A 7,807-nucleotide genomic window follows, 5' to 3' on the forward strand; every position below is an offset into this window, starting at 1 on the left:
CCCGGCCACCGCGGCGCGGGCCCCGGCGCGGCTGGGTTCCACCGGCGCCACCACGGCGCACGGCACGCCCGCGGCGGCGACGGCCTGGTCGACGCCGCGCTGGAAGCGGGCGACGTAGTTCAGCCCGCGCGCCAGCACGTCGGGGGCGTGCCCGATGACGGCGACCCGCTCGCAGCCGGCGGCGACGAGCTCGGCCACCGCCTGCCGCCCCGCCTCGGCGAAGTCGACGTCCACGCACGTCAGGCCGTCGGCCGCGTCGGGGACGCCGATGAGGACGACGGGGACGCGCAGGGAGGCGATGACGTCGACGCGCTCGTCGCGGGCCCCGACGTCCATCAGGACGATCCCGTCGCACAGCGAGCGCCCGCCGAGGCGGGTGAGGACCGAGGCCCCTTCCGCGGCGGTGACGAGCAGCACGTCGTGGTCGGCCTGCCGCGCGCACGCGGTGATGGTCTCCAGGAACGGCAGCAGGCCCGTGGAGTCCGACTCCGCGCCGAAGGCGACGACGAGGCCGATCACCTGCGTGCGCCGGGTCGCCAGGGCGCGCGCCCCGGCGTTGGGCTGGTACGTCAGCTGCTCGATCGCCGCCTGGACCCGTGCGCGGGTCTTCTCGGAGATGGGGCGCTTGCCGGACATGACGTAGGAGACGGTGCTCTGGGAGACACCGGCGACGCGCGCGACGTCCCTGCTGGTGAACACGAGCCGGCCCCGATCGTCATCGATACGGTTCGATTTCGGCGTCACCGTAGCCGCGCGCCGCGAACCCGCACAAGGGCCGCGCGGGCCCTCAGCCGGTGGCCTCGTCCAGCTCCACCCGCACCACCCCGTCGTGCACGGCGGCGCGGAACACCCGGACCGGCGCGATGGCCGGCGGGGTGCTCGGCCGCCCGGTGCGCAGGTCGAACGAGGAGGCGTGCAGCGGGCACTCCACCGCGCAGTCCTCCTCCTCCAGGTACCCCTCCGACAGCCACGCCCGCTGGTGGGAACAGCGGTCCTCGATGGCGTGCAGCTCACCGGAGACGTTGAACACCGCGATCCGCCCGACGAAGTCGTCCTCCACGACGGCCACCTCCCCGGGGGGCAGCTCACCCTCGCCGCAGACGTCGATCGTGCGCACCCGTTCCTCCTCCGCCCCGGGCGGACCGCGCCCGCCACCGACCCGCAGGAAAGCACAGCCCCCGCACCCCGGCGCCCGGGAGCGGTCCGCGCGGCGCGCGGCGCGCGGCAGACTGGGAGGGTGCCCGCACGCGAACCCGCGCCCCTCGTCCGCCACGTCGAGCTGCACTTCAGCGACGAGTCCAAGGCGGGCGCCACCCACACCAACCTCTCCGCGGTGCGCCAGGACGGGCCGCACCTGTGGCTCGCCGGCGACGAGACCGCCACCGTCGAGCGCCTCACCGCGCGGCGCCGGGGCGGCCGCGTCACCGGCTACGGCGACCAGCGCAGCGTGCGGCTGGCCGACCTCGTCGAACTGCCCGCCGGCGAGGACGAGGTGGACGTGGAGGGCATCGCCCGCTCCGGCCCGTGGCTGTGGGCGGTGGGCTCGCACAGCCTCAAGCGCAAGCGGATCCGCCCGGCCGACCCCGACGCCAGGGCCCGCGAGCGGCTGGCGCAGGTGGTGCGGGAGGAGAACCGCTACGTGCTGCTGCGCCTGCCCGTGGACCCGGCCACGCAACTGCCCGCCCGCGAGGTGACCGGCGAGGACGGCGAGGTGCTCACCGCGGCGCTGCTCGGCGGCAAGGGTGCCTCGCTGGCCGACGCGCTGGCCGACGACCCGCTGCTGGGGCCGTTCTTCGCCATCCCCAGCAAGGACAACGGCGTCGACGTGGAGGGGATCGCCGTGCACGACGACCGGCTCTACGTCGGCTTCCGCGGCCCCGTGCTGCGCGGCTGGGCCGTCGTCGTGGAGGTGCGCCCGCAGACGTCGGGCAAGGACCCGCACCGGCTGAAGCTGCGCCGCTTCCCCGAGGGGGCGAGGTACCGGCTGCACCTGCTCGACCTCGGCGGGCTCGGGGTGCGCGACCTGTGCCCCGACGGCGACGACCTGCTCGTGCTGGCCGGCCCCAGCATGAGCCTGTCCGGGCCGGTGCGCGTGCACCGCTGGCTGGGGGCCCGCACGCACGACGCCCCGGCGCTGCTGCGGGCGGAGCAGGTGCCGGCGGTGCTGGTGCTGGCGCACGGGGAGGGCGAGGACCACGCCGAGGGCATCGCGCTGCTCGACGAGCGCGGTCGCGGCGGCGCGAAGCGGCTGCTCGTGGTGCACGACAGCCCGGCGGCGACCCGCCACACCGACGCCGGCGCGGTGCTGGCCGACGTGGTGGACCTCAAGGGCTGAGGCCCGGCGTCTCAGCGCTCCGCGAGCAGCCGCCCGACCCGCTCGCCCAGCGCCGCCCAGGCCGGCGACCAGGTCCCGCAGCTCGCGAGGAGGTCCAGCACCGCGCGGGGCAGGTCGACGTCCGCCGGGTCCGCCTCCTGCGGCGTGCGCCGCACCAGCGCGGCGGTCGCGGCGGCCAGCGCGTCGAGGCGGGGGTCGTCCGGCGCGGCGTCCAGCACGGCGGCGTAGCCCCGCAGCACCTCCACGTAGCCGGGGTCGTCGAGCAGCCGCTCCTTGACGGGCAGCCACCCCCCGACCGAGGCCGGTGCGACCGCTGCGGCGAGGATCCAGCCGTCGCGCTCCACCGCCACGTACGCCTCCGCCACGCCCAGCGCCCGCAGCCGCTCCAGGTAGGCCACCACCCGCTCCGGGAGGCACAGCCGGTCCGGCGCCCGCAGCAGCCGCAGCTGCTCCCTGCGGTGCCGCAGGTCCTCGATGCGGCGTCCCAGGTCGGCGTCGATGCGCTCCACCGCCGCCTGCTGCTCCTCCCCACCGGCGCCGAGGACGGCGGGGACCTGCGCCAGCGGGACGCCCGAGCGGACCAGGGTGACGATGCGGACCAGGTCGACCACCGACCGGGCGTCGTAGCGGCGGTACCCGGCGGCGTCGCGCGGGGGCTCGGGCAGCAGCCCTCGCGCGTGGTAGGTGCGGACGGCCTTGACGGTGCACCCCGCGAACGAGGCGAGCTGGCCGATGGTGATCACGGGTCCTCCTGCGGCGTCCTGGCGCGCAGTCTGCCGCAGGCTCACGCCCCGGCGCCCTGTCCGGACGGCCCGGCGGCGGGCGGCTCCAGGTCGCGCAGGCTGCGCCCGGTCCCGGCGAGGAGGGCGATGAGGACCCAGGCGAGGACGATCCCCCACGCCAGGACCGGCAGCGACGCCCCCGCCACCACGGCACCGGCCAGGCCGAGGCCCAGCGGCCCCGCCACCAGCGAGACGGCGTTCGCCAGGGCGGTGACGCGCGCCAGCTGCGACCCGGGGACGCGCTCGGCCAGCACGACGCCGAACACGGGGTTCACGAGCCCGCTGCCGACCCCCACCACGACCGCGCCGGCCGCCACCAGCCAGAAGCCCTGCAGGGTCGCCAGCAGCGCGAGCCCGGCACCGACCAGCACCAGCGACGCCGTCCACGCCGCCCGCCGCGACACCCTCACCAGCACCGCGAACACCGCCGAGCCGGCGACGATGCCGACGGCGAACGCCGAGGACGTGAACCCGAGCAGCTCCGGCCGGCCCGTGCCGCTGAAGTGCGCCGGCAGCAGCACGCTGAGCAGCGGCGCCGAGACCAGCGAGCTCGCCGCGGCCACGCCCAGCAGCTTGACGACGACGGGCAGCCCGCGGACGGTGCGCCACGTCCCCCGCAGCCCCGCCGGCGCGTCGTCCGGCTCCGGGTCGGGCACCCGGACCCCCAGCGTGGCCAGGGCGGCCAGCGCGGAGCACGCAGCGGTGATCCAGAGCGCGCGCCCGGGACCGATGGCCGCGACCAGCAGCCCCGCCAGCGCCGGGCCCGCGAGGAAGGACAGGCCGAAGACGGCCTGCCGCAGCCCGGCGGCGCTCTCCAGCGACCGGCCGCTGCGGGCGGCGACCCGGGGCAGCAGGGTCTGCCGGGCGGTCATGCCGGGCAGGTCGAAGAAGGCACCGGCCACCGCCAGCGCGGTGATCGCACCCAGCCCCAGGGCGCTGGATGCGTCCAGGAGGGCCAGCGCCCCCACCGAGGCGGTGCTGCCCACGTCGGCGAGGACCGCCATCCGGCGGGCGCCGAAGCGGTCCACGAGCGGGCCGACGGCGGCGGTGGCGGCCACCTGGGCCGTGCCGGAGGCCGCCGCGACCAGGGCGGCGGCGGCGGGGTCGCCGGTGCGGGCCAGGACGAGCCACGGCAGCACGACCGTGACGGCGGCGTTGCCGAGGAAGGACAGGCCCTCGGCGGTGGCGTAGAGGGGCAGGACCAGCCGGGAGCGGGTCGTCTGCGGGGCGGGGGCGGGGGCGTCGTCGCCCGTGTGCGTCGTCATGCCCCTGACGCAACAACCCTGCCCCAGGGGCAAGGTCAAGCCCTCGCCCGGGGATCCCGGCCGGGAACCACGGGGTGGACCTACCCGGGGGTTCCCGCCGTCGGGGGCAGCAGCGCCAGCAGGGAGTCGGCGAACGCCGCGGCGGCCTGCCCGGCGGGCGCCAGCTCCGGCGCGGTGCGGTGGATCTGCTGGTAGCCGATGTAGGCGCCGTAGAGCACGACGGCGCGGCGGTGGGCCTCGGCGTCCGCGAGGCCCAGGTCGGCCAGGGCCCGCTCGACGTAGGCGACGCGCCGCTCGGCGACGCGGGCCAGCGCCGCGCGCACGAGGGGGTGCCCGGTGTCGCCGGCGAGCACGACGGCGAGGTCGTCGCCGCCCAGGGCGAAGATGCCGTGCAGCAGGCTGCGCAGCCGCTGGGCGGGGTCGGTGATGTCCGCGAGGGCGGCGACGACGTCGTCGGTGTGCTCGTGCTCCCAGTTCTCCAGCGCGGCCGCCAGCAGCGCCTCCCGGTCGGCGAAGTGCCAGTAGAAGCTGCCCTTGGTGGTGCCGAGCCGGGCGGCCAGGGGTTCCACCGCGACCGCGGCGACGCCCCGCTCGGCCAGCGCGGTGACCGCGGCCCGCACCCAGTCCGCACGCGCCAGCCGTTTCCCCGCCACCTTCCGTACGCTAGCGTACGGTCATTCCGTACGGTGGCGTACGGACGGTGCCGACCCACGGCGGCGAGACGGGAGATCGTCATGCGCAACGTCCACGAACGGGTGCTCCGGGCCGACGGGCAGGAGGTGGCGGCGGTGCTGGAGAGCCTCGCCACCCCGGCCGACGCCCTCTGGCCCCACGACCGCTGGCCGGCCCTCGAGCTGTCCGGCGGGCTGCGGCCCGGCTCGGCCGGCGGCCACGCCGAGGTCCGCTACCACGTCGCCGAGCACGTCCCGGGCCGCCGGGTGGTGTTCCGCTTCGACCCCGGCGTCGGCATCGCGGGAACCCACGCCTTCGAGGTGCTGCCACAGGGACCGTCGCGGACGCTGCTGCGGCACACCCTCGAAGGGCGGCTCGAGGGCGGCATGCGCCTGCTCTGGCCGCTGGTGGTGCGCTGGCTGCACGACGCCCTCCTCGAGGACGCCCTCGACCGCGCCCAGCGGGCCGTCGAGGGCTCCGTCGCCCGCCCGGCGCGCTGGTCGCCCTGGGTCCGGCTGCTGCACCGGGTGGAGACGGCCCGCGCCCGCCGCGCCGGCACCCCCGTCCCCAGCCGGGGCTGATCCGCCCTCCCGCCCGCGGAAAGGACCCTTTCCGTCGTCCCGGAGCACGTCCCGGGGACGGAAAGGGTCCTTTCCGCGGGAGGAGCGGGAGCCCGGATCAGGCCGGGCCCACCGCCGCCACGAGGTGCAGCCGGCGCGACTGCCCCGACCCGCCGCGCACCGCCGTGCGCCAGTCGCCGCCCTCGCGCAGCGCGACGTCCTCCACCGCGGCGCCCAGCGGCAGCGGCCTGGCGAAGCGCACGTCGAGCGCCAGCGCACCCGGCAGCCGGCCCTCCAGGGCGGCCAGGCTGCGGGCCGCCGTCCACATGCCGTGCGCGATGGGACCGGCGAACCCCAGCGCCCGCGCACCCAGCGCCGAGACGTGGATGGGGTTCACGTCCCCGCTGACGGCGGCGTAGCGGCGGCCGGTGTCCGGCGCCACCCGCCACAGCGCCGGCTGTCCGGCCCCGCCCTCCCCGGGCACGGGCGGCTCCAGCGCCGGCACGTCGTCGGCCACCGCGCCCGCCCGGGCCCGCTCGACGCGCGCCAGGTAGGTGCTGGTCCCGCGCCACAGCACCTCCTGCGTCCCGGCGGCGCGGACCTGCGCGAGCAGGTCCACCACGGCGCCGCTGCGCGCCGAGCGCACCGGCGAGGCCGCCACCCGCACGTCGAGCTCCTCGCCCACCCGCAGCGGCCGGTGCTGCTCGACGCGCTGGCGCACGTGCACCAGACCGGCCAGGCGGAACGGGAAGGGCTCGGTGACCATGAGCGCCACCTGCGCCCCGAACGCCAGCAGGTGCGGGTAGGTCGCCGGCAGCTCGTCGCGCAGGCCGAACCCGCAGACGCGGGCGTAGGCGGCGGCGTGCGCGGCCCCGGCCCGCACGCCGTGCTGCTCCAGCTCGACGCCGGTGGGGTCGGCGGCCGGGTCGGGGCGGGCCAGCAGGGCCCGGGCGTACAGCGGCCCGAGCGACGGGGTGCCGCGCAGGACGCGGACGCGGGGTTCGGCGCGGTGGTCCACGGCGCTCACGCCCCCAGCAGGCTCTGGCCGCACACCCGGACGACCTGCCCGCTCACGCCGCGGCTGGCCGGGTCGGCGAGCCAGGCGACGGTCTCGGCGACGTCGGAGGGCAGCCCGCCCTGGGCGAGGCTGTTGAAGCGCCGGCCCGCCTCGCGCGTGCCCAGCGGCATCCGCGCCGTCATCGCCGTCTCGATGAACCCCGGCGCGACGGCGTTGACGGACATCCCGCGCGCGGCCAGCTGCGGGGCCAGCGCCCGGACCATGCCGATGACCCCGGCCTTGCTCGTGGCGTAGTTCGCCTGCCCGCGGTTGCCGGCGATGCCGCTCATCGACGACAGGCAGACGAACCGGGCGCCGGGCCGCAGCGCGCCGTCGGTGCCCAGCAGGGCGTCGTCGATGCGCAGCTGGGCGGCGAGGTTGACCTCCAGCACGCTCGCCCACCGGTCGGCGTCGGTGTTGACGAGCAGCTTGTCGCGGGTGATGCCGGCGTTGTGGACGACGACGTCGGCCCCGCCGTGGCGCTCGCGCAGGTGCGCGGCGAGGGCGGCCGGGGCGGTGGCGGCGGTGATGTCCAGGTGCAGGGCGCTGCCGCCGGCGCGGTTGGCCACGGCGGCCAGCGCCTCGCCCTGGGCGGCGACGTCGACGCACACCACGTGCGCGCCACCGGCGGCGAGGACCTCGGCGATCGCGGCGCCGATGCCCTGCGCCGCACCGGTGACGACGGCGACCGGCCGGGCGGGGGCGTCCCCCGGGTCCCCGGCGGGCACCTGCGGCGCCGGCCCCACCGTGACGACCTGCCCGGAGACGTACGCCGAGCGCGCCGAGACGGTGAACTCCACGGTGGAGGCCCAGTCGCCGAGGCCGGCGGCGGCCCGCACCCGCACGAGGTTGGCGGTGGCGCCCTCGCGGCACTCCTTGGCCGCGGAGCGGACGAAACCCTCCAGGCCCTGCTGCACGGCCGCCGCCTCGACGCCGGGGGCCTCGTCGAGGGCCGCGCCGAGGACGAGCAGCCGCCCGGAGCGGGCCAGGCGCCGGAAGGCGGGGGCGACGGCGGCGCGCAGCTCCTCCAGCTGCGCCACCCGCTGCAGCGCGGTGGCGGCGACGACCACGGCCGCCAGGCGCCGGCCGTCCTCGGGCAGCGACTCCAGCGCGTCCAGCGCGTCCAGCACGGCGGC

The 7,807-nt window shown here is 77.8% G+C and carries 9 protein-coding genes; 2 read left to right on the plus strand and 7 right to left on the minus strand.

Annotated elements, in window-relative coordinates; translation table 11 throughout:
- Window positions 1-699, minus strand: a 699-nt coding sequence (locus ABEB16_RS01635) for a LacI family DNA-binding transcriptional regulator (protein ID WP_345710534.1), incomplete at its 3' end; no start/stop codon positions are given.
- An 88-nt stretch (window positions 700-787) separates the two neighbouring features.
- Window positions 788-1,117 (minus strand): bifunctional 3-phenylpropionate/cinnamic acid dioxygenase ferredoxin subunit, encoded by a 330-nt coding sequence (locus ABEB16_RS01640; RefSeq protein ID WP_345710535.1) that lies wholly within the window; start codon window positions 1,115-1,117, stop codon window positions 788-790.
- A gap of 120 nt (window positions 1,118-1,237) precedes the next feature.
- On the opposite strand from ABEB16_RS01640, the gene ABEB16_RS01645 reads away from it, so the two are divergent.
- Window positions 1,238-2,335: a DUF3616 domain-containing protein gene (locus ABEB16_RS01645; RefSeq protein WP_345710536.1), complete on the plus strand. Its 1,098-nt coding sequence runs from the start codon at window positions 1,238-1,240 to the stop codon at window positions 2,333-2,335.
- 11 nt (window positions 2,336-2,346) lie between these two features.
- Here ABEB16_RS01645 and ABEB16_RS01650 read toward each other — a convergent pair whose 3' ends face one another.
- The 3 genes from ABEB16_RS01650 to ABEB16_RS01660 all read right to left on the minus strand — a co-directional run bounded on the left by ABEB16_RS01650 (window position 2,347) and on the right by ABEB16_RS01660 (window position 5,035).
- Window positions 2,347-3,078 (minus strand): helix-turn-helix domain-containing protein, encoded by a 732-nt coding sequence (locus tag ABEB16_RS01650; RefSeq protein WP_345710537.1) that lies wholly within the window; start codon window positions 3,076-3,078, stop codon window positions 2,347-2,349.
- Window positions 3,079-3,119: 41 nt separating this feature from the next.
- Entirely contained in the window at window positions 3,120-4,382 is a 1,263-nt protein-coding gene (locus ABEB16_RS01655) for an MFS transporter (RefSeq protein ID WP_345710538.1), read from the minus strand.
- Window positions 4,383-4,462: 80 nt separating this feature from the next.
- A complete protein-coding gene (locus ABEB16_RS01660) occupies window positions 4,463-5,035 on the minus strand; it encodes a TetR/AcrR family transcriptional regulator (protein WP_345710539.1) in 573 nt (190 codons plus the stop codon).
- A gap of 81 nt (window positions 5,036-5,116) precedes the next feature.
- On the opposite strand from ABEB16_RS01660, the gene ABEB16_RS01665 reads away from it, so the two are divergent.
- The gene (locus ABEB16_RS01665; protein WP_345710540.1) at window positions 5,117-5,635 is read left to right on the plus strand and encodes an SRPBCC family protein; all 519 of its coding nucleotides are present in this window, start codon (window positions 5,117-5,119) and stop codon (window positions 5,633-5,635) included.
- Between the two features lie 97 nt (window positions 5,636-5,732).
- Here the strand turns inward: ABEB16_RS01665 and ABEB16_RS01670 are convergent, their stop codons facing one another.
- Window positions 5,733-6,641, minus strand: a complete 909-nt coding sequence (locus ABEB16_RS01670; RefSeq protein WP_345710541.1) for a MaoC/PaaZ C-terminal domain-containing protein — start codon at window positions 6,639-6,641, stop codon at window positions 5,733-5,735.
- Window positions 6,638-7,807 (minus strand): 3-oxoacyl-ACP reductase (locus ABEB16_RS01675; RefSeq protein ID WP_345710542.1); only part of this gene is annotated, 1,170 nt, incomplete at its 5' end. The genes ABEB16_RS01675 and ABEB16_RS01670, both read right to left, overlap by 4 nt.

This window comes from Kineococcus glutinatus, assembly GCF_039542765.1.
Lineage (GTDB): Bacteria > Actinomycetota > Actinomycetes > Actinomycetales > Kineococcaceae > Kineococcus_A > Kineococcus_A glutinatus.